The organism is Vibrio sp. SCSIO 43009 (genome assembly GCF_023716525.1).
Lineage (GTDB): Bacteria > Pseudomonadota > Gammaproteobacteria > Enterobacterales > Vibrionaceae > Vibrio > Vibrio alginolyticus.
On the sequence record NZ_CP071843.1, the window covers coordinates 885,793 to 907,061 of the forward strand.

The following is a 21,269-nucleotide window of genomic DNA, read 5'->3' on the forward strand; positions in this document are numbered from 1 at the left end:
CTAAGTCTAATGTTATTTAATCTACATTAGCATTGACTTAATAATATTAATTAGTAATATCTAATAAAATGTAATGTAGTAATGAAGAGGCATAAGAATGGGCGACAGTATGCTACAAAGTGCGACCGAAGCGAGTGAGCTGCTTAAAATTATGGCTCATCCAGAGCGCCTAATCGTGATGTGTAAGCTGATTGAAGGCGAGAAAGGGGTCGGTGAACTGTTTGAAGGTTCATCATTAAGCCAATCTGCTTTTTCACAACATCTCACCGTATTGAGAAAGCACGACATCATTAAAGCTAGGAAGGTTTCTCAGCAGGTATTTTATTCAATTTCTGATGAAAGAGTTGGTCCGCTGGTTGAGGCGTTTAAGCAAGTTTTCTGTAAGTAATTAGTTTGGCGGTTGCTATGTTTGAAGTTCCTTGGATGTCGCTGTTGGGCGGCATAATAGTTGGCGTATCAGCGATAACACTGATGCTATTTACTGGCAAGACTGCTGGGATCAGTGGGATCTTGAACGGTGCCGTTGAGAGCGCAGACCGCGTTTGGCGAATTGTTTTTTTAATTGCGATGGTATTAGGTGGCTTGTTTGCTGTTTATGTTCTTGGCGGGCATGTACCAGATCAGTACAGCGGTTCTCTTATTTTAGTTATCGCTGCTGGCTTGTTAGTCGGTGTTGGTACGCGTATCGGCAATGGTTGTACTAGTGGCCATGGCATTTGTGGGATAGGGCGTTTCTCAATCCGTTCTGTGGTCGCGACGTGTACTTTTATGGCCACAGCCATGTTAACCGTCTTGCTAGTATCGTGAGGAATAGTGTCGTTATGAAAACTCACGTAATGAAAAGTATTAAGCAAATGTCCGTTGTTGCATTTTCTGGTGTGCTCTTTGGTATTGGTATGGTGGTCTCTGGTATGGCTGATCCGGCAAAAGTGATTGGCTTTCTCGATATTACTGGGGCATGGGATCCAAGCTTAGCCTTCGTAATGGGCGGAGCACTTGTTGTGTTCGTTCCTGCTTATCTTTTATTAATAAAGCCAAGAAGCGAATCTGTGTTTGGTGATGAGATTGTCTGTCCGACTTCTAAAACGATAGACAAAAAGTTAGTCGGTGGTGCAGCACTGTTTGGTATTGGTTGGGGCTTACTGGGTGTGTGTCCTGGTCCTGCGGTTGCCAGCTTTTTTACTGGCAACACACAAGTTCTGCTCTTTATAGCGGCAATGTTGGTTGGGTCATTCACCGCTAAAAGAATGGTTCGTGGCTAAAGAGTTCTTCAACGCAAAAAAGAGTATCTCAACGTTAACAGAGAACTTAAACGCTAAAAAGTGAGTGTCGTAGAAACCGGGCAATGGTCACTCAGTTTATAGTCGAGTACATCTTGTGTTTTGAAAACGGTTTGAACACCAGACGACGCCTTTAAATCACCACTCACAATAATGTGGTCTATCACCGAGCGGAATTGGTGGGTTTTATTCGGATTACGATTAGAACGCACTTTACATTCCGCTTTAGTGTCTTTAGTCACTAGCTTTGCACTAGTATTGTCCGATATCACGTCCCATAACCAATCTCCTTGATAACCCAAGTTGTGGTTAAAATCGCCAAGCACCACATATTGTTGTTTGTTGTCCTCGCGCGCCTTTATCCACTTAGCTAGTGCCTGTCCTTGTTGTTTCACTATCTTACAATCGCGGTTATTGCGATACGCGCCACTGCAACCCGCTTTCAGATGTACAGAGAGTAGGTGAGTCTCGTTTTCTTGGTTTGGATTTAAAACAAGGTAGCTCGCGAAGCGCAGCTTGCTGTTGCCTCGTGTGATAGAGAAGTCTGGCGTGTCTAATACGCTTACGCCATTGCGCACGGCAAAGCCTGTGTATTGGTTGGTGTCGTTAAACTGAAGGTGTCGGTTGGAGGCGTTTGAACGATCGGAAAGATAGATAGTGAAGTCATTGCCAACAGCTTTTTGCATTGCAGCGACGCTTTCGACTTCTTGAAAAGCAAGAATGTCGGCTTGTGTTTTATCCACATAGTGGGTCAGTTTTTCAAAATCTTGTGGTGTTCTCGACACTTTTCCACCATCTATAGATAACCATTCTATGTTCCAACTGGTTAGATTGATGGAGTTTTGAGCAAATGAAAGAGAACTAAAAAGTAATATTAACGTAACAAAAAGTGATCGCATTTTGGCCTGTTGCACTCCTATCTTTTAGCGTATTCCTTTCCATCCTTTATCCTACAAGACCTCCAAAAATAGCAAGTAGATTTAGTACCAATTTTGCAATTTTCATGGTTTTCTTCGCAACTGAGATCAACGCCAATAAGATCGATTTCTTCTTGTTCGCTAGCCAATCTTTATTGATCAAAATCAATGTTTTCGAGTGGTGCTTCTCGTTAAATACGCCACAATATATTGTGTCGCTAGAATAAAAAATAACCCCATATAGTGTGTTTGTGGATAACTCTGTGAGTATGCTCGGGTAAGGAGAACAAGGTGAAACCAATCGTAATCAAACGCGACGGATCAAGAGCTCCGTTCAACAGGGATCGTATCCAAGCAGCAGTTGAAGCAGCAGCGGAAAACAAAGATAAAGATGTCGCTATTTATGCTCTTAATGTGGCTCTTGCTGTCGAGTTACAGTTAAGAGAACACGATGAAGTTCACATCCATGAGATTCAAGACTTAGTCGAAAATGAACTCATGCAAGGTCCTTACAAAGCCCTAGCGCGTTCTTACATTGAATATCGCCACGATCGCGACATCGCTCGTGAGAAGCAAAGTGCACTAACTCGCGAAATCGAAGGTTTGATTGAAGAAAGTAATCTGGATCTAATCAACGAGAACGCGAACAAAGACGGCAAAGTAATTCCGACTCAACGTGACTTGTTGGCTGGTATCGTAGCGAAACACTACGCGAAGACGCACATTCTTCCTCGCGATGTGGTTCAAGCGCACGAAGTGGGTGACATTCACTACCACGATTTAGACTACGCACCGTTCTTCCCAATGTTTAACTGTATGCTTATCGATCTTAAAGGCATGCTGACGCATGGTTTTAAAATGGGTAACGCTGAGATTGATACGCCAAAATCAATTTCGACTGCAACAGCGGTAACAGCGCAAATCATTGCTCAAGTCGCGAGCCACATTTACGGCGGTACAACCATCAACCGTATTGATGAGGTTCTAGAACCGTACGTAATCACAAGCTACGAGAAACACCTAGAGATCGCAAAAGAGTGGAACATTGCTGAGCCAGAAGAGTTCGCAAAAGCACGCACTGAGAAAGAGTGTTACGACGCGTTCCAATCTCTAGAGTACGAGGTAAACACGCTACACACGGCGAACGGTCAAACACCATTCGTTACGTTTGGTTTTGGTCTTGGTACAAGCTGGGCATCACGCCTTATCCAGAAATCGATTCTGAAGAATCGTATTGCAGGTCTAGGCAAGAACCGTAAAACAGCGGTATTCCCTAAACTTGTATTCGGCATCAAAGATGGTTTGAACCACAAATCAGAAGATCCAAACTACGACATCAAGCAACTTGCGCTTGAGTGTGCGTCTAAGCGTATGTACCCAGACATTCTTAACTACGACAAAGTAGTGGAAGTAACCGGTTCATTCAAAACGCCAATGGGTTGCCGTAGCTTCCTTGGTACTTACGAAGAAAACGGTGAGCTGATTCACGAAGGTCGTAACAACCTTGGCGTCGTGAGCTTGAACCTTCCTCGTATCGCTATCCGTGCAAACGGAAGCGAAGAGAAATTCTACGAGCTTCTAAATGACCGCCTACGTCTTGCTCGTAAAGCACTAGAGACACGTATCTCTCGCCTTGAAAACGTGAAAGCACGTGTGGCCCCAATCCTATACATGGAAGGCGCATGTGGTGTTCGCTTGAAAGCAGACGACTCAATCGCAGATATCTTCAAGAACGGTCGTGCGTCTATTTCTCTTGGTTACATCGGTGTACACGAGACAATTAACGCGCTATTCGGTACAGAAGCGCACGTTTATGATGACGCTGTTTTGCGTGAAAAAGCGGTCGCGATCATCAAGCATCTAAAAGATGCTGTGAATCAATGGGCTGACGAAACAGGTTATGGCTTCAGCTTATATGCAACGCCAAGTGAAAACCTATGTAGCCGTTTCTGCCGCATCGATGCGAAAGAGTTCGGCGTAATTGAAGGCGTAACAGACAAAGGTTACTACACCAACAGCTTCCACCTAGATGTTGAGAAGAAGGTGAACCCATACGACAAGATCGACTTTGAGATGCCTTACCCAGAAATCTCAAGCGGCGGCTTTATCTGTTACGGCGAGTTCCCGAACATGCAACGTAACGTTGAAGCACTAGAAAACGTATGGGACTACAGTTACACCCGAGTGCCTTACTACGGTACAAACACGCCAATTGATGAGTGCTACGAGTGTGGCTACAACGGCGAGTTTGACTGTACAAGTAAAGGCTTCACTTGCCCAAGCTGTGGTAACCATGACTCAACTAAAGTATCAGTAACACGTCGAGTTTGTGGCTACCTAGGCAGCCCAGATGCACGCCCGTTTAACTTCGGTAAGCAAGAAGAAGTGAAGCGCCGAGTTAAACACCTGTAAGGTTTACTACCACTCGTTTTAACACTTTGAAAATCAACTTTAAACAGGTTGATTTTCTCTTTCGCGATAACACAGAGACGCATTATGAATTACCACCAATACTATCCAATTGACGTTGTTAACGGACCGGGTACGCGCTGCACGCTGTTTGTGTCGGGTTGTGTGCATCAGTGCCGTGGGTGTTATAACCAGTCGACGCAACGTTTGGATTCTGGTGTACTTTTCACGCAAGAAGCGGAAGACAAAATCATCGCTGACTTAAACGACACGCGTATCAAACGCCGTGGCTTGTCGTTGTCGGGTGGAGATCCGCTTCACCCTGCTAATGTGCCTCATATTTTGAAGATAGTGAAAAGGGTGAGAGAGGAGTGCCCAGGTAAAGACATTTGGGTTTGGACTGGCTACACGCTGACGGAACTGAATAACGCGCAAAGGGAGGTGGTGCAATACATCGATGTTTTGATTGATGGTAAGTTTGAACAAGACAAGAAAGACCTCAATCTCGAATGGCGTGGCAGTTCAAACCAAATCATTCATCGCTTTACGGACATCTAATCAAGCATTCTCCGCACATAAAAAGGGCTCACGCGTGCATAACGGGTGAGCCCTTTTGGTGTGAGTTCGTTAATGTCTTTTTGGTTACGCCGTCACCGATTGGTCATCTTCAACCATATTATTTATCCAACGTTTAGATTGAATACGGTAAGTCGTCAGTACGCCTTTCACTAACTCTTCCGCGAGCAGAGACATCAAGACAAAATGCAAAGGCAGCCCTAACACCATGCCTGTGTAATAAGTAAGGGGGATGCCAATAGCCCACTGACCGAACGTGTCGATGAAAATGCTATAGCGAATATCAGCGCCACTCTTTAGTACGCCGCCAATCCCAACCATGTTAAACACCCTCAAAATCATACCTAGCGCCATGACTAAACATACGTTAAGTGCCATGTCTGCATCGGTTAACGGGCTCAGTACCAATAGGTGATGAATCATGGGCGAGCTCAACCACACTAGGAAAAACAGCAAGGTGGCTAAGATTGCGCTGGTTAACACATACCACCACGCCGTTTTCTCGACTCGGTCATAATGTTTTGCACCAATATCATTCCCAAGAAGAACGGATGCAGCGACCGCAAATCCCATAAAGGTTGAAATCAGTACCCCTTCAATCGGTGATAAGAATGAGATGATCGCCAGTTCTGAAACGCCCAATTGACCATAGATGATGCTGTAAACGATCAATCCACCAGTCCAAAGCGCATCGTGGACCAACATGGGTAAAGAAACCTTAAAGTACTTTTTTCGATACTGTTTTAAGCGGCCTTGTACCCAATCGAACTTAGTCGGAATTAGGTAAGCATATCGTTTGTAGAAAAAATAAATCAAGACGGCGGTTTGGAAAAATCGAGAAACAAAACTACCTACGGCTGCACCAAATACGCCCCATTGAGGGAAACCAAATAAACCAAAAATCAAAACATAATTAAGCGCGACGTTAACGACAATGGCGGAGATACTAACGTTGGTTGCCAGTTTGGTTTGGCCCACGGAGCGCAATACCGCTTCAATCGGTACTACTATCGCCGTAGCAATGAGGCTAAAGCCCGTAACCACAAGATAATCACGTGCATAAGTGACGTATTCAGGATCGTCTGACATAAAAGAGACGATCTCTTCATCAAAAATCGCATAAAGAACGATAAACGGCAGCGTCACCAAAATGGAAATAAACCAAGATTGCGCCAACGTTCTGCGAATTCCGGCTAGGTTTCCTGAGCCGTAGTATTGAGAAGCAAGTACGGTAACTGCACCGCACAGGCCAAAGACAACCGCTAGGTTGAAGAAAAAGATACGATTTCCAACTCCAACTGCTGCCGTTGCAGATTCTCCGAGTAGGCTTACCATGAAAATATCCACGACGCCGAGCAAAGCAAAAAGCATGGACTGAAGTGAAACAGGTAGGCCAATCGTAATCAGCTTTTGCCAAAATGCTTTATCGATGTATTCGCGTGTTAAGAGCATCGCATTTCTCCTTAAAGATTAATGCGAGTAGTTTATCCTCATGATTTGGCAGTGTATTTTTCAAAGGAATCCAAAACCTTTGTAAAACTTTCTACTAACGCACATGTGAGCCAATAAATCATGGAAGATAAACAAGAACGCTACGCGATTTCAGAAAAAACTTATCAAGAGTTTATTGATCACAGTCGAGTATTAGCACTTGAGGAGAGAGGCATTGTGCAGTGCGGCATTGCCACTTGTCGTGACTTCTTCTCTGTTTATCGTAAAAACCAAAAGAAACACATGCTGCTCTATACGGTGCGTGGTAAAGGGTGGCTAGAGAGTGGGACTTATCGATACGATTTGGAACCGGGCTCGTTGATTACAGTACCCGCAGGTGTTGAAAACGGTTTTGGTATAGAAGAAGAACCTTGGCAGATCGCGTGGCTTTTTCTTGCTCCTGATAGAGAGTGGCCGATATTAGAATGCGATGTTCGCTACCAGCTTTCATCTACACCTGAAGTGATGTATGCATGTATCCAAACGTTACTACGCAGCATTAACCTTCCAATCGATTATGGTGGTGCGGTAGGTGAGCATAGTGTGGCTCAGTTAGAGCTGATGTTAAACATGCCGCCCTCAGAGTCGATATCACGCAGCCAATTGAGGCTTCGGCGTGTATTTGACCTTGTCCAACGTCAGCTCCATAAGGATTGGAGCGTTGAGCAGGTGGCGGCTCTATATCCATGTTCGGAGCCTCATTTGCATCGACTGACTCAAAAGCAGTTTGGTCGAAGCCCAATGGCACATTTAACGCGTATGCGCATGGAATATGCTGCTAGGTTACTTCGTTCAACAGAATGGCCAATTCAGCATATTGGAGAAATAGTCGGATATCCGACCAGCGCTAACTTTAGTACACGTTTTAAAGCGTGGTCGACCATGACACCAAGAGAGTTTAGAAAAAACGGTAGAGTGGATTGGTACAACGAGGAGTGAATCGTTCTTTTTCTGAACGATAGAGCGCACAAAACTCACCGCAATCCAGAATTTTGTTCTCTAATTGATGAAATAAGTGAAAAATCATTTCGTCATTTTTTGCGATGGTGTTAACGTGAGGTTCGGTACTTGAATTTCAAAGGGTTATGACTTTCATGTTTTCTAATCTCCCAACTCCCGTATTAGATCCTATTTTATCTCTATCCGTTGCATACCGTAACGATGAACGTCCAAACAAGGTTGACCTTGGCATTGGCGTATACAAAAACAGCGCAGGCGAAACGCCGATTATGAAAGCCATTCAAATGGCGCAGGATGTCGTTGTTGAAACTCAAAAAACCAAGTCTTATGTTGGTCTTGCAGGTTGCGAAGAATTTAATAAAAGCATGATCGATTTGCTACTGACGGGAACGTCTGCAATGGATCGTGTTGCAGCTATTCAAACGCCAGGTGCAAGTGGTGCGCTGCGTATGCTCGGTGATCTAATGAAGATCGCACAGCCAGATACGACGGTTTGGATTTCCAACCCAAGCTACGTAAACCACAAGCCAGTGATGGAAGCAGCAGGCCTTAAAGTTAAGTTCTACCACTATTTCTCTTCGGAAACGAAACAAGTAGACACCGAAAAAATGATGGATGATCTTGCGAAAGCTGGGCCTTCAGATGTGGTACTTCTTCATGGTTGTTGCCACAACCCAACTGGTGCGGATATTGACTTCTCTGCTTGGCAAGCCATTACAGAATTGTCGCAGAAGAACGGTTTCATCCCATTTGTGGACATTGCTTACCAAGGCTTCGGTGATGGCCTAGAAGAAGACGCAAAAGGCCTTCGTTTTATGGCAGATAACGTTGAAGAGATGTTGATTACTACTTCATGTTCGAAGAACTTTGGTCTGTACCGTGAACGAACTGGTGCAGCGATTGTGGTTGGTAAGAACATGCATGATGTAACCAATGCAAAAGGTAAACTCCTCACTCTAGCTCGATCGACTTACACGATGCCACCCGACCATGGTGCAGCTTTAGTTAAGACCATTCTGCAAGATGACAATCTCACTTCCGTTTGGAAGCAAGAATTGAGTGAAATGCAACATCGTTTGGTTAGCCTTCGTCAAAGTTTGTGTAACGAGTTGAGAAACAACCATAATACAGATCAATTTGATTTCATTGAGGGTCACAAAGGCATGTTTACTGTGCTAGGCTTTAGTGGAAACCAAATGGCGCAACTGCGTGAAGATTATGGCATTTATGGTGTTGGCGATGGTCGAATTAACATTGCCGGACTTACCGAAACTCATATTCCATACGTAGCGGACGCAATTAAGAAAGTATCTCAAGCTTAATTGGAGTGTGGATGAAAAACTGGAAACTGATTCTGCCGCTTATGATGAGCGGCAGTTTAATTGCTTGTACGTCAACTCAAACGACGCAGGAACCTGTTGAGCCAGAGTCGCCAAAGGTCGAAGAGCCCGTTAAAGTCGAGCCAGAAGTGAAACCTGATGTAGATCCAAAGCCAGAGGTGGAGCCCAAACCAGAAGCGAAACCTGAGAAAAAGCCGGAACCAAAGCCTAAGAAGCCAGTCAAGGTCACAAAAACACCCGATGGCATGTTAATTCTTGGTTCTGAAGAATGGGTTTATGTTCCTGAAATTGACCAGACTTTCAAGGCTAGAGTTGATACAGGTGCGACAACATCATCAATTAGTGCGACTGACATTGTTCCGTTTGAGCGTGATGGTAAAGACTGGGTTAAATTTAAGATAGATTTAGGTGACAAAGACACCAAAGAATTTAAAGTACCCGTTGAGCGCTGGGCTAAAGTTAAGCAGTCTTCGTCAGAAGAGGTGGATAAACGAGCGGTGGTAAAAGCCTACATTACCGTTGGGGATCACAAAGAAAAGACAGAGTTTACGTTAGCGGATCGCGGACATATGACGTTTCCAATTTTGCTTGGTCGAAGCTTTTTTAGAGATATCGCCGTTGTAGATGTATCGAAAAAATATGTGCAAGATAAACCTAAAAAAACCGCTAAAAACTGATGTATTACAGCTAGTTTCTGCTACAAGCTAATAATTCGTGATTAACAAAAAATGGCCTCCAAAATTGGAGGCCATTTTTATTGAATCATATGCTTGCTTGTGATGCCCTGGTAGTCATAGTCATGTCCACTAAAATGCAAAACGAGCAGACATTACAATTTGCTGGCCATAGACACCATTATTTTTGAAATCTGCACCAAGCGATAGTTGCTGAGTTGAGTGGAATCGTGCGCCCAGATTGTAAATGGTGTTCGAATCGTCATTATCTATGATTTGGCCGATACGGCCATGTAGCTCAACATTTTGCATAAACCAAATACGAGTGCCAATATTCACTTCCGTGCGCCACTCGTCGCCCACTTTATCACTGCCGTTCTCTTTAATGTTGTGTACCAACATTTGGCCATAAATATCTGCAAATTGGCCTGCTGGCCCATTAAAGCCTATACCACCAGCAATGTCCCAGTCTCCGCTGAATTCACTGTCTGCGCGAGCAATGAAATGGGTATTCTCTGTAAAGTAGGTATTGAACTCGCCACCAAATGTACCAGGGCTAGTGCCCATGCGAAATTCCATCGTGTTGTAGTTGAAATTATTTGCGTGTGCGGAAAGTGGCAAAATAGCACACAAACCAAAGGCTGCAACCTTTAGAGCTTTACCTAGCATGGTGTCTCCGGGCAAGATGATTAAAATGAACAAAAAAATGGTCTGCAAAAAGCAGACCAAGATTGATAAAGCTATCATTTTAAGTGCTTGCCGTCACTATTTAGCTGTAATCGTCACTACATCATGTTGATATGCACAGCAATCGGGGTTTGTTTTACATGACCACGAGTTGTTCGACTTCAATCTCTGGTTTGTTCCCGCCTTCAAATTCGCCAAACAGACGGACTTTAGTCGTGTGATCAATCGGAGTATTTAGCTGAATATCGTCATCGAGTTCGACCATCACTTCACCGGAACCATCGCTAAAGACAAACTTATCCGCGCGAACTTGACGCAATAAGTTACCTTCAACGACCACATCTTTTTCAGTAAACATATTGGAGTCGTTTAGCAAGGCATCCAATTTTTCCACAGTGACAGGACCGTTAAACTGCAAGTTTGATTGGTTTTGAGCGTTATCTTTCGCGAACGCGATAGAAGGAGCAATAGCTAAGGCGGCGATTGTTGCGATAATTGTATTCTTTTTCATGTTACATCCTCATCGGTTTGTTTTGATGGGGTCATTAAAACAGGGCTTGTTTGAACCAATGATGATTTCAACATTCATATTCTATTCATTTGCTTGAGTAAGTGGGGACGATGACGTTATGATTGTTCATCTTCCTCTATTCCTTACAAACATTCATGAAATCAGCGATCCCATCTTTAATGGTTCAAGGCACCACTTCGGATGCCGGAAAAAGTGTCCTTGTGGCAGGTTTATGCCGTGTATTAGCACGAAAAGGGATAAATGTTGCCCCATTTAAGCCACAAAACATGGCACTAAATAGTGCGGTAACCAAAGATGGCGGTGAAATAGGTCGAGCACAGGCCGTTCAGGCACAGGCGTGTAATATTGAGCCAACTGTACATATGAATCCGGTTTTAATTAAACCTAACAGTGATACAGGTGCTCAGATCATTTTGCAGGGTAAGGCGATTTCCAATATGGATGCGGCTGGCTTTCATGATTACAAGAAAGTGGCGATGGATACGGTGTTAGATTCCTTCTCTCGTCTGACTCAAGAATTTGATTCGATCATTATCGAGGGCGCGGGGAGTCCTGCTGAAATCAATTTACGAGAAGGCGATATTGCAAACATGGGTTTTGCTGAGGCCGCTGATGTACCAGTGATCATTGTTGCTGATATTGATCGTGGTGGAGTGTTTGCACATTTGTACGGAACACTTGCGCTACTTTCTGAATCTGAACAAGCGCGAGTAAAAGGATTTGTTATCAACCGTTTTCGAGGTGATATTCGTTTATTGCAATCGGGCCTCGATTGGCTAGAAGAAAAAACAGGTAAACCTGTACTTGGTGTACTTCCTTTTCTCCATGGTTTGAATTTAGAAGCAGAAGACGCGATCACTGCGCAGCAAGAGTTGCACTCTGAGGTAAAACTGAATGTTGTTGTGCCTGTTTTAACCCGGATTAGTAATCATACTGATTTTGATGTGCTGCGATTGAATCCAGACATCAATCTACGTTATGTAGGTAAAGGCGAAAAAATAGATAAAGCCGACCTGGTTATTTTGCCTGGGACCAAATCAGTGAGAGACGATCTGGATTATCTAAGAAGCCAGGGGTGGGATAAAGATATCTTGCGTCATATTCGTCTTGGTGGAAAAGTGATTGGTATCTGTGGCGGCTACCAGATGCTTGGAAACTTGATTGATGATCCAAACGGCGTCGAAGGCCAACCAGGTCAAAGAGAAGGACTTGGCTTGCTTGATATCACTACGACACTAACTAACAGCAAACAGCTTACAAACACACAAGCACAGCTTTCTCTTAACGGCAAAACAGCCAATGTAAAGGGTTATGAAATCCACGTAGGGCGAAGTGAAGTACGGGGCCTGCAACCTCTTACATTCAGCTCCGGTGAAGCGGAGGGGGCGATCAGCGAGTGTGGCCAAATCATGGGAACCTACCTTCACGGGTTCTTTGACGAGGCAGATGTCTTAAGCCTGGTATCAGAATGGGTAAACGGCACCCAAATCAAACAACAAGACTTTGAAGAGTTAAAGGAGCAAGGCATTAATCGCATCGCAGATGCGATAGAACAACATGTGCGCCTTGATTTTTTGTTTAAATAGCCCATTAACTGATTGAACTTTATATTTAAATAACCTGTTCTTTCGCTTGCCTTGTATTGGAGTATCTCTATGAAAGCATGGAAACAGTATGCTTGCCTTACGGTAGTATTAAGCATTTCATTTTCAGCAAACGCAGCAACGAACCTAAAAGTGTATGCAGCCTCTTCTATGACGAATGCGATTAACGAGATCGCGCAAAACTTTGAAGAAAAGTATGACGTTTCTATCACTCCCGTTTATGGTGGTTCTTCTTCTATCGCTCGACAAATTATCAATGGCGCACCAGCGGATGTATTCATTTCTGCGAACACGAAATGGATGGATTATTTGGTCGATAAAGACGTCATTTATCGTGACAATGTCACAAATCTAGTGCGCAATAGCTTAGTGTTGATTGCTCCTCAGTCTTCAGAATTAACCTCATTTAACTTTTCTGATGCAAAGGCATGGGAGAAGGCATTGCATGGAAATCGTCTTGCTTTAGGCAATCCGACGTCAGTACCTGCTGGTATGTACGCGAAAGAGTCATTGACTACACTGGGTGTATGGAAAGCGGTTCAAACTCACGTCGCACCAGCAAAGAATGTGCGCTTAGCTTTGGCGTTGGTTGAACGTGGAGAAGCGCCTTTAGGTGTGGTCTACAAAACCGATGCTCAGTTAACTGATAAAGTCAAAATTCTCGGCGAATTTGCAAGTGATACGCATGCGGCTATTGTTTACCCGGCTGCAATTGTGAATGATTCTACTGAGTCAGAGCAGTTCTTCCAGTACCTAAAATCGGACGAAGCCGCACGCGTTTTTGCTCAATATGGCTTTCAGCAATAAACCGGCCTTCAATTATAGGAACGAAGCGTGACAGAACTGGAATACCAAGCCTTAATGTTAAGCCTCAAAGTAGGCGCGTACGCAGTACTTTGGCTGATTCCTCTCGGCGTTTTTCTTGCTTGGCTACTTTCTCGAAAAACGTTCATTGGTAAATCGATTCTCGATAGCTTAATTCATTTACCACTGGTATTGCCGCCAGTGGTAATCGGCTATTTATTGTTGATTTCTTTAGGACGACAAGGGTTCCTTGGAAAGTGGCTCTATGAAAACTTAGGGGTAGTATTTAGCTTTAATTGGAAAGGGGCAGTAGTCGCTTGTATTGTCGTGGCTTTGCCTTTGATGGTTCGTTCAGTACGCTTAAGCTTAGATAGCGTCGACCCTAAATTGGAGCACGCAGCCTCTACGTTAGGCGCTTCTCCTTTAAAAGTGTTTCTCACCGTCACGTTACCACTGACCATTCCCGGAATTATTACGGGCACGATGCTGTCATTTGCTCGTAGTCTTGGCGAATTCGGGGCGACGATCAGTTTCGTCTCTAACATTCCGGGTGAGACCCAAACGATTCCGCTGGCAATGTACAACTTTATTGAAACGCCAGGTGCAGAAATGCAGGCGGCTCGTCTGTGTATCATTTCTATCGCGTTAGCCTTGTCTACATTAATGATCTCTGAATGGCTAAATCGTAAAGCGGCAAGCAGATTGGGTGCGAAGCAATGACGATTAAAGTCCAATTTAAACAAATGCTTGGTGAGACTGACTTCGACATTAAACTTAAGTTACCCTGTAACGGAATTAGTGCCTTGTTTGGACGATCTGGTGCTGGTAAAACGACGTTGATTAACATCATCAGCGGATTGGTAACTCCAAGGCAAGGGTATGTTGCGGTTGGTGAGCATGTTTTGTTTGACAGTGAACAGGGAATCAACCTACCAACGCACAAGCGTGGTATTGGTTATGTGTTTCAGGATTCACGTTTGTTTCCTCACTATTCGGTTCAAGGCAATTTGTTATATGGCGTTAAAGAAAAAGATGACGAGTATTTTGATGCAGTCACCGAACTCTTGTCTATCAAACCGTTACTAAAGCGCTTTCCGGTGTCACTTTCTGGTGGTGAAAAGCAACGTGTTGCGATTGCGCGCGCATTGCTATCTAAACCCAATTTGCTTTTGATGGATGAGCCACTTGCCTCACTCGATATGCCAAGAAAGCGTGAGGTAATGCCTTTTCTCGAGGAGTTGTCGGAGAAGGTAAATATCCCTATTATCTATGTCACACACAGTCTCCAGGAAATTTTAAGGCTTGCTCAGCACCTTGCAATTATTGACCAAGGTAAAATTTCGAGTTCAGGTAAGCTTGAGGAAGTGTGGGCTTCTCATGCTATGCGTCCATGGCAATCTTTCTCAGATCAAAGCAGCTTATTTGAAGGCCGGATTGCTGAACATCATGAACGTTATGCACTGACTTGTATCAGCCTTGCACCTAATGTATTCCTGTGGGTGCAAAAGATTGACGGAACACCAGACACGCCAATACGCTTGCAAGTGCGTGCCAACGACGTTTCTATCACGCTCGAGCAACCCAAGGCGACGTCGATTCGAAATATTTTGCCTGCTATTGTCGATTCCATTGAGGCGTTTAACGCAGCCGATGACAAGCAGAGTATTAATGTATCACTCAAGCTAGACGAGAAATGTTATTTGTGGGCAACGATCACACCGTGGGCCCTTGATGATCTCAACCTAAAAGTTGGTAGCCGTGTTTTTGCACAAATTAAAGGTGTCAGTGTGACACAAAAAGATATGGCACTAGCGCCTCATTAACCGTTTAGACTGATTTACGCTTCATGATCAAAAAAGGCCGCAAAGTGCGGCCTTTGTTACTAGAAGAATGTCGGAATTACTTCGCGAATACTTCTTTGAATTCACGCTTAAGAAGTGGGTCACGACGTGCTTTCTTAAGTTGCTTAACCATGTCTTTCACACAGTTGTGAAGCACATTATCAAGTAGTTGAGCACGGTATTCTTCTTTATCTTCATCTGTCATGTTTTCTGGCAGATTAAGAGTCGGAAACTCTTCCATCACATTAATACCAGCGAATGCTTGGCCTACAGAAACTAGAGCATGAAACTGTTCAAAGTTGTCTAGAATGTTCTGTGCACTTGCTGGCATTTCGTCCCATGATTCACGTACCGCTTCTTCAGACACTTCATGGATAGAGGTAACCATTTCGAACATTTGCTCTGGAACTTCGTCAAATTCGATAACTTTACGTAGCTCTGGAGAAATGCTGGCTAGATCGATTTTTTTGCTTTCGCTGTTAGTTGCTTCTGACATGGTGTGTCTCTCATTACAAAAAGGCGGGAATATTAATACCAAATGCATCAAATAGCTATACCCATTAATCCACAAGATGACCAAAGTGAATGAGTTTGTTGAACTTCTGCTCACAGGCCATGATTAGATAGGGTAACGTCCAGTCTAACTGCTTTATGCAATGGATTCCGTGATATTCAAACAAAAATATAGCACTTAATTATGAGTCGAATGCAACAACTCTATGAGTATGGTATATGTTTAATAAAGACATAATTAAAAATGGAACGCGTTATGCAACCGACAGGGACATCGATGCGAATCCTTCTGGTTGACGATGTTCAGCTAGACAGGATGCAGTTGGCTATTCGTCTAAAGCAACTTGGACATATTGTAAAAGCCGTAGGTAGTGGACTAGAGGCGTTAAATACCTACGAGAGTTTTGATCCGGAACTGGTGTTACTCGATATATCAATGCCAGATATGAACGGTTTTGAAGTCTCTCTTCATATAAGAGAAACGTTTCCGGATTGGATCCCTATTATTTTTTTGAGTAGTCACGAAGAGCCAGAAATGATTGCTAAAGCCATAGACGCGGGCGGTGATGACTATTTAATTAAGCCGGTAGATAAACTGGTACTGAACTCTAAACTTATCGCAATGCAGCGTATTGCTCATATGAGACGAGAGCTTAAGCAAGCGACAGCTCAATTGGAGCAAGTTAATCAACTTTTGACTCAGCAAGCGAATGAAGATGGCCTAACCAAACTCTATAACCGCCGTTATATCGACCATAAGTTGGAATCGATGGTTGCATGGCATGGCCGTCACAATATGCCAATGGCTTTGATTCTATTGGACGTCGATTTTTTTAAACCGTTTAATGATAATTACGGTCATATTGAAGGCGACCGTTGCTTGCAAGCGATTGCGAATCAACTAAAGGCGACGTTTTGTCGCTCTGGGGAATATGTAGGTCGATATGGTGGGGAAGAGTTTGTCGTGTTGCTAGGGTGTACCGACACTCAAACAGCAGAAAGAGAAGCCGAGCGTATACAAGAGGCTATGTATTTTCTCGATTACCCACATGAGTATTCTAGTGTGTCAAATAGAGTGACAGTGTCACAGGGTGTTTTTGTTTTTCAACCGACAGGGAAAGAAGTGCAATCAGACTTGTATGCAACCGTTGATAAAGCACTATATACATCGAAGTCTTTGGGAAGAAACACACATACTGTAGTTAATTCTTTTTAAAAACAAAATCTTATGAATGCCATTCTTTTTGTTGCGTTGTCACTTTTGGTGGTTATTTTAAAGCTAACTCAAAGTAAGATAGGCAAACAGTGCGAACGGAATGTCGCAATCGGGCGTATACCTTATACCTTTGATTAGATAGATGACATCGGGATAGTGGCAACGATGAGTGCAGTTATTATGCTGATGGGGAAGTTCGGTTTTGTTTTAAACCCAGACAAGCTTGTTAACTTTCACGATTGGTGAGGGTCTAACGAAGCTTTATGCAGTTACGTCCGGCCTTTTTCGCTTTGTAAAGTGCTTCGTCCGCTGATTTAATAACGTCCAGAGGAGCTTGCCCATTCCGGCTATCAGCAACTCCGAAACTTGCGGTAACAAAAACCGACTTTCTTTTCGAACTGTTGCTACCACGACGTTTTTGTCCTTGTTTATGGTTCTCAGGGCGAGATTCTTCATCGCGTAATATCATCTCGTATTCTGCAATCGATTTGCGAGCTTCTTCCAAAAAGTTCTTACATTCGTCAGCGTATTTGCCTTTAAAAACGATGGTAAATTCTTCTCCGCCAAATCGATAAACTTTTGCGCCGCCTGGGGTTTTAGTGAGGCGCGAAGCGACCATTTTTAGAACGTCATCACCAGTATCGTGACCGTAGGTGTCGTTAAACTTTTTAAAATGGTCAACATCAAGCATTGCGATCGTGAACTTCTTACCCATGTGTTTTAGATCGAGATCAAGTGCACGTCTGCTCGGAATCAGCGTTAGGCTATCGGTGAAAGCCAGTTGATGGCTAGCGGAAGCGGCATAAATAATGATAAGCAGCCCTGTTAGAGTAAACATGGTGCTTGATATGTACTGCACATCAAAGAAAATGAACGTCGCAGACGCCAATACCATGGCAGAGTAGGTCATCGCATGGATAATTTCATTCTTCTTTAAAACAAGAATTCCAAGAAAACAGACAATACCCACGCAATATAAAACAAGAATGAAAGGCAGTTTAGAGACCGTCGGTACAATAAATAAAATACCGCTTGTCCATTGTTCAAACCCTCCTTCAACGTAATATGCTAGCGTTAGATAAGACCAAAGAACGAACATTGCTAACATCAAGATGTAAGTCAACATGGCTCTGGAGTCAAAACCTTCTTTACTAAACAAAAATACCGTAAGAAACGAGACAGGAAGTAACGTGGCTAAAATGGTTAGCTCAAGTAAAGCGGTACCACTTTGAAGCGGGACTTGTAGGCGGTGCTGTATCACGAAATAGGCTAGCAACATTGCCAAGCACACCATGGACTCTCTGCCTTGCTTAAATGAATAACAAAGGAGTAGCGCACAACCTAATAGTATGTACGGCAAGTTTGCGGCAATGCCCCAGTTTGCCTGAGTCATCTGAATAATGCTGTCCATGCCCGAACTCACTATGCCCAGTAGCAAAAAAGGGAATAAGAATCTGAAGCCTGATGAAGTCATTGACGATGAGGACATCTATTACAAACTGCCTGAAAATAGTTGACTATATAATTGGTTAGGTAAATCGTTTTATCAATATGGATATTTATCCGTTATTGAATTTCGAACTTTGAGAACTAGCAAGAATACGTCTATTTGTTCCTTTTCCCAAGTATTTTGGAAGACATTACCGCAAAAAGAGAGAGATTGATTAAATTAAGAGCAATCAATAAGTTGTTATAAACAAGTCGTTGCTATACTCATTTCATAGGAAAAAGGAGATTTACAGATGCAGATAAGCTCAGATGTGCACAATTACATGGAAACATTAGTAGGTCAGGTTCTCAGTTTGCCCGAATTTTTAGAACAGTATGACAACGAACAGTTAGCCGATATTGCTTGCCTTGCGCTTATCCAGCTCAAGCCTGTCTATATCCGTCATGATATTGATTTTTTGTCTTCACTTCCTGAACAAAAATTAAGCCAGTTTAAGCAAAGCGCGGATATAGCGGTGAAAAACGCCGCAGAAATGGTGAAAGAAGACAGGCGTAAGAACCGAGAGTATGATGTGCCTGTAATTTTTTCCCATACTAGTTATGATGATGACAAAGAGTTGGATTGGTATGAAAAACCGATCCTTAACGTTAATATTAAGTAAGAGTCGCTCAGTTGACTAGTGAGCTGACCCAAGGAGGAATCGTGGGATTTTTTTCGCGTTTGTTTGGTGGTAGTGAGAAAACGGTTGAAGCCAAAAATATCGAACCAGTTGAGTATAAAGGTTTCCTTATTTACCCAGAGAGCCTTTCAGAGGGCGGACAATATCGCATCGCTGGTCGAATAGAAAAGCATGACAATGATGAAGTGAAAACACATCGGTTTATTCGCTCCGATTTACTTGGCTCAGAGCAAGATGCCAATGACCTTATGTTGAAGAAATCTCAAATGTTTATTGATCAAATGGGCGATAAAATCTTCGACTAGCAATTTACTGCAATTTGATTCCAGTCATCTTAAAAAGAGCCATTAGTGTATATGCTAGTGGCTCTTTCTTTTTAACGCTTAAATCTCTGTTAAGTCAGTATTTAATCGTCACCTGGTTAGACCTCAGTCTAGTACGGTGTTGCGTTGTTATTTTTCGTGCACAGAGCGACAATCATTCATTACTTAGCGTTATATGTAATGAAATTTAGTATTTAAATTACAAAACACTTGAAGTAATGAGACGCGTTCGATACAAACAGAATAATAACAGGGCTGTTAGTCAAGGTGTTATTGTGCAAATGGGTGTCCCCAAACATCATCTTTCGTTTGCAATTGTCTTGCGTGGTAAACAGATAGAAATAAAAAAGAATTAGAGTAGAGCGACGCTCTGTTTTGGGACTAATTTATTGATATGTATACAAGGAGTATGCGTTTTGCAAATCGGTGTACCTAAAGAGATACTCGCGGGTGAATCGCGAGTGGCTGCATCGCCGAAGTCGGTTGAGCAGTTAATAAAATTGGGATTCGATGTCGCGATTGAATCCCAAGCGGGGGTGCTAGCGAGTTTCGATGATGCCGCTTATGAAGCAGCTGGTGCGAAAATCCTTTCTAGTGAAGAAGTTTGGGCATCTGGCCTTATTTTAAAAGTTAATGCGCCAATTGTGGATGATGATCAAGGCATTGACGAAATTGCGTTACTGCAAGATGGAGCAACACTGGTTAGCTTTATTTGGCCGGCTCAAAATGCTGAGTTGATGGAACAACTTTCAAGTAAGAACATTAACGTTCTTGCCATGGATTCCGTTCCTCGTATCTCACGTGCACAAGCCTTAGACGCGCTATCTTCGATGGCTAATATCGCTGGTTATCGTGCAGTGGTTGAGGCAGCTCATGAGTTTGGTCGTTTCTTTACAGGTCAAATTACGGCTGCCGGTAAAGTACCTCCAGCGAAAGTATTGGTTGCGGGTGCTGGCGTCGCTGGCTTGGCGGCTATCGGTGCTGCAGGTAGCTTAGGTGCTATTGTCCGTGCGTTTGACGTCCGCCCAGAAGTAAAAGAGCAAGTTGAATCGATGGGCGCTGAGTTCCTGACCGTTGACTTTCAAGAAGAGTCTGGCTCTGGGGATGGCTACGCAAAAGAAATGTCTGATGACTTCAACAAAAAAGCGGCAGAGTTATACGCAGAGCAAGCTAAAGATGTTGATATCATTATTACGACCGCGCTCATCCCTGGTAAACCTGCGCCGAAGTTGATCACCAAAGAAATGGTCGACAGCATGAAAGCGGGCAGTGTAATTGTCGACTTGGCAGCCGCTAATGGCGGTAACTGTGAATATACAGTGAAAGACCAAGTTATCATGACGGATAACGGGGTAAAAATTGTTGGTTACACTGACATGGTTGGTCGTTTGCCTACACAATCTTCTCAGCTTTACGCGACAAACCTTGTTAACCTTCTAAAACTGCTGTGTAAAGAGAAAGATGGCAACATCAATATTGATTTTGAAGATGTTGTTATCCGTGGTGTTACCGTGGTGAAAGAAGGTGAAGTTACTTGGCCAGCGCCACCAATTCAGGTTTCAGCTCAGCCGCAAGTGAAACAAGAACAGCCTGTAAAGCCAGAACCTAAAGTAGAAGAACCTACGTCTCCAACAAAGAAAATTATTGGTGTGGCAGCGGCTGTTGGAGCCTTTGCATGGGTTGCATCGGTTGCTCCGGCAGCGTTTCTTTCTCACTTTACTGTATTTGTTCTAGCGTGTGTTGTCGGATACTACGTAGTATGGAATGTTACCCATGCACTTCATACTCCACTAATGTCAGTAACGAATGCTATCTCTGGCATTATTGTCGTTGGTGCATTACTGCAAATTGGACAAGGTAATGGCGTCGTTTCATTCCTATCTTTTATTGCCGTATTGATCGCGAGTATCAATATCTTCGGTGGTTTCACCGTCACCAAGCGTATGCTTGAAATGTTCCGCAAAGATAAATAG

The 21,269-nt window shown here is 43.4% G+C and carries 22 protein-coding genes; 16 read left to right on the forward strand and 6 right to left on the reverse strand.

The window, feature by feature from the left end; translation table 11 throughout:
* Positions 1-97: 97 nt before the first annotated feature.
* From J4N43_RS19580 to J4N43_RS19590, 3 genes are read left to right on the forward strand one after another with little or no spacing between them, the layout of a single operon-like run.
* A complete protein-coding gene (locus tag J4N43_RS19580; RefSeq protein WP_005376206.1) occupies positions 98-388 on the forward strand; it encodes an ArsR/SmtB family transcription factor in 291 nt (96 codons plus the stop codon).
* A gap of 5 nt (positions 389-393) precedes the next feature.
* On the forward strand, positions 394-807 hold the full coding sequence (locus tag J4N43_RS19585) for a YeeE/YedE family protein (protein WP_373921096.1): 414 nt from the start codon (positions 394-396) through the stop codon (positions 805-807).
* Between the two features lie 14 nt (positions 808-821).
* Complete coding sequence (locus tag J4N43_RS19590; RefSeq protein ID WP_053349906.1) at positions 822-1,262, forward strand: YeeE/YedE family protein; 441 nt, start codon at positions 822-824, stop codon at positions 1,260-1,262.
* A 53-nt stretch (positions 1,263-1,315) separates the two neighbouring features.
* Here the strand turns inward: J4N43_RS19590 and J4N43_RS19595 are convergent, their stop codons facing one another.
* The gene (locus tag J4N43_RS19595) at positions 1,316-2,179 is read right to left on the reverse strand and encodes an endonuclease/exonuclease/phosphatase family protein (protein ID WP_062730979.1); all 864 of its coding nucleotides are present in this window, start codon (positions 2,177-2,179) and stop codon (positions 1,316-1,318) included.
* A 309-nt stretch (positions 2,180-2,488) separates the two neighbouring features.
* Between J4N43_RS19595 and nrdD the strand changes: the two genes are divergently transcribed.
* Both nrdD and nrdG read left to right on the forward strand, forming a co-directional pair.
* Positions 2,489-4,609 carry an anaerobic ribonucleoside-triphosphate reductase gene (gene nrdD, locus J4N43_RS19600; protein WP_005388026.1) on the forward strand — a complete coding sequence of 707 codons (2,121 nt, stop codon included), beginning with the start codon at positions 2,489-2,491 and terminating at the stop codon, positions 4,607-4,609.
* An 84-nt stretch (positions 4,610-4,693) separates the two neighbouring features.
* Entirely contained in the window at positions 4,694-5,164 is a 471-nt protein-coding gene (gene nrdG / locus J4N43_RS19605; protein ID WP_017634628.1) for an anaerobic ribonucleoside-triphosphate reductase-activating protein, read from the forward strand.
* An 84-nt stretch (positions 5,165-5,248) separates the two neighbouring features.
* Here the strand turns inward: nrdG and J4N43_RS19610 are convergent, their stop codons facing one another.
* The gene (locus J4N43_RS19610; RefSeq protein ID WP_005388027.1) at positions 5,249-6,634 is read right to left on the reverse strand and encodes an MATE family efflux transporter; all 1,386 of its coding nucleotides are present in this window, start codon (positions 6,632-6,634) and stop codon (positions 5,249-5,251) included.
* Between the two features lie 120 nt (positions 6,635-6,754).
* Here J4N43_RS19610 and J4N43_RS19615 point away from each other — a divergent pair, with 120 nt between their 5' ends.
* The 3 genes from J4N43_RS19615 (at position 6,755) to J4N43_RS19625 (ending at position 9,650) form a co-directional block, all read left to right on the forward strand.
* Positions 6,755-7,612 (forward strand): AraC family transcriptional regulator, encoded by an 858-nt coding sequence (locus J4N43_RS19615; RefSeq protein WP_025767758.1) that lies wholly within the window; start codon positions 6,755-6,757, stop codon positions 7,610-7,612.
* 155 nt (positions 7,613-7,767) lie between these two features.
* Positions 7,768-8,955, forward strand: a complete 1,188-nt coding sequence (locus J4N43_RS19620) for an amino acid aminotransferase (protein ID WP_047101084.1) — start codon at positions 7,768-7,770, stop codon at positions 8,953-8,955.
* Positions 8,956-8,966: 11 nt separating this feature from the next.
* Complete coding sequence (locus tag J4N43_RS19625) at positions 8,967-9,650, forward strand: ATP-dependent zinc protease family protein (RefSeq protein WP_005388032.1); 684 nt, start codon at positions 8,967-8,969, stop codon at positions 9,648-9,650.
* 129 nt (positions 9,651-9,779) lie between these two features.
* On the opposite strand, the gene J4N43_RS19630 is transcribed toward J4N43_RS19625, so the two are convergent.
* Together J4N43_RS19630 and J4N43_RS19635 are read right to left on the reverse strand one after the other, a co-directional pair.
* Positions 9,780-10,316, reverse strand: a complete 537-nt coding sequence (locus tag J4N43_RS19630; RefSeq protein WP_017634623.1) for a hypothetical protein — start codon at positions 10,314-10,316, stop codon at positions 9,780-9,782.
* A 154-nt stretch (positions 10,317-10,470) separates the two neighbouring features.
* Positions 10,471-10,845: a YgiW/YdeI family stress tolerance OB fold protein gene (locus J4N43_RS19635; RefSeq protein ID WP_005376220.1), complete on the reverse strand. Its 375-nt coding sequence runs from the start codon at positions 10,843-10,845 to the stop codon at positions 10,471-10,473.
* Between the two features lie 155 nt (positions 10,846-11,000).
* Between J4N43_RS19635 and J4N43_RS19640 the strand changes: the two genes are divergently transcribed.
* From J4N43_RS19640 to modC, 4 genes are all read left to right on the forward strand, one after another.
* Positions 11,001-12,452, forward strand: coding sequence for a cobyric acid synthase (locus J4N43_RS19640; protein ID WP_017820165.1), 1,452 nt, complete (start codon positions 11,001-11,003; stop codon positions 12,450-12,452).
* Positions 12,453-12,521: 69 nt separating this feature from the next.
* Positions 12,522-13,277 (forward strand): molybdate ABC transporter substrate-binding protein, encoded by a 756-nt coding sequence (gene modA, locus J4N43_RS19645; protein WP_053349904.1) that lies wholly within the window; start codon positions 12,522-12,524, stop codon positions 13,275-13,277.
* A 27-nt stretch (positions 13,278-13,304) separates the two neighbouring features.
* Complete coding sequence (gene modB, locus J4N43_RS19650) at positions 13,305-13,994, forward strand: molybdate ABC transporter permease subunit (protein ID WP_017820163.1); 690 nt, start codon at positions 13,305-13,307, stop codon at positions 13,992-13,994.
* Positions 13,991-15,097, forward strand: coding sequence for a molybdenum ABC transporter ATP-binding protein ModC (modC, locus tag J4N43_RS19655; RefSeq protein ID WP_005388041.1), 1,107 nt, complete (start codon positions 13,991-13,993; stop codon positions 15,095-15,097). Before modB ends, modC begins: the two co-directional genes overlap by 4 nt.
* A gap of 76 nt (positions 15,098-15,173) precedes the next feature.
* Here modC and J4N43_RS19660 read toward each other — a convergent pair whose 3' ends face one another.
* Positions 15,174-15,611 carry a DUF3069 domain-containing protein gene (locus J4N43_RS19660; RefSeq protein ID WP_005376232.1) on the reverse strand — a complete coding sequence of 146 codons (438 nt, stop codon included), beginning with the start codon at positions 15,609-15,611 and terminating at the stop codon, positions 15,174-15,176.
* Between the two features lie 273 nt (positions 15,612-15,884).
* On the opposite strand from J4N43_RS19660, the gene J4N43_RS19665 reads away from it, so the two are divergent.
* Positions 15,885-16,844 (forward strand): GGDEF domain-containing response regulator, encoded by a 960-nt coding sequence (locus J4N43_RS19665; RefSeq protein ID WP_017634619.1) that lies wholly within the window; start codon positions 15,885-15,887, stop codon positions 16,842-16,844.
* Positions 16,845-17,094: 250 nt separating this feature from the next.
* On the opposite strand, the gene J4N43_RS19670 is transcribed toward J4N43_RS19665, so the two are convergent.
* Positions 17,095-18,333, reverse strand: a complete 1,239-nt coding sequence (locus J4N43_RS19670) for a GGDEF domain-containing protein (RefSeq protein ID WP_053349903.1) — start codon at positions 18,331-18,333, stop codon at positions 17,095-17,097.
* 253 nt (positions 18,334-18,586) lie between these two features.
* On the opposite strand from J4N43_RS19670, the gene J4N43_RS19675 reads away from it, so the two are divergent.
* The 3 genes from J4N43_RS19675 (at position 18,587) to J4N43_RS19685 (ending at position 21,269) form a co-directional block, all read left to right on the forward strand.
* Positions 18,587-18,955 carry a late competence development ComFB family protein gene (locus J4N43_RS19675; protein WP_005376241.1) on the forward strand — a complete coding sequence of 123 codons (369 nt, stop codon included), beginning with the start codon at positions 18,587-18,589 and terminating at the stop codon, positions 18,953-18,955.
* A 41-nt stretch (positions 18,956-18,996) separates the two neighbouring features.
* On the forward strand, positions 18,997-19,278 hold the full coding sequence (locus J4N43_RS19680) for an HlyU family transcriptional regulator (protein WP_005376244.1): 282 nt from the start codon (positions 18,997-18,999) through the stop codon (positions 19,276-19,278).
* Between the two features lie 434 nt (positions 19,279-19,712).
* A complete protein-coding gene (locus tag J4N43_RS19685) occupies positions 19,713-21,269 on the forward strand; it encodes a Re/Si-specific NAD(P)(+) transhydrogenase subunit alpha (RefSeq protein ID WP_252094205.1) in 1,557 nt (518 codons plus the stop codon).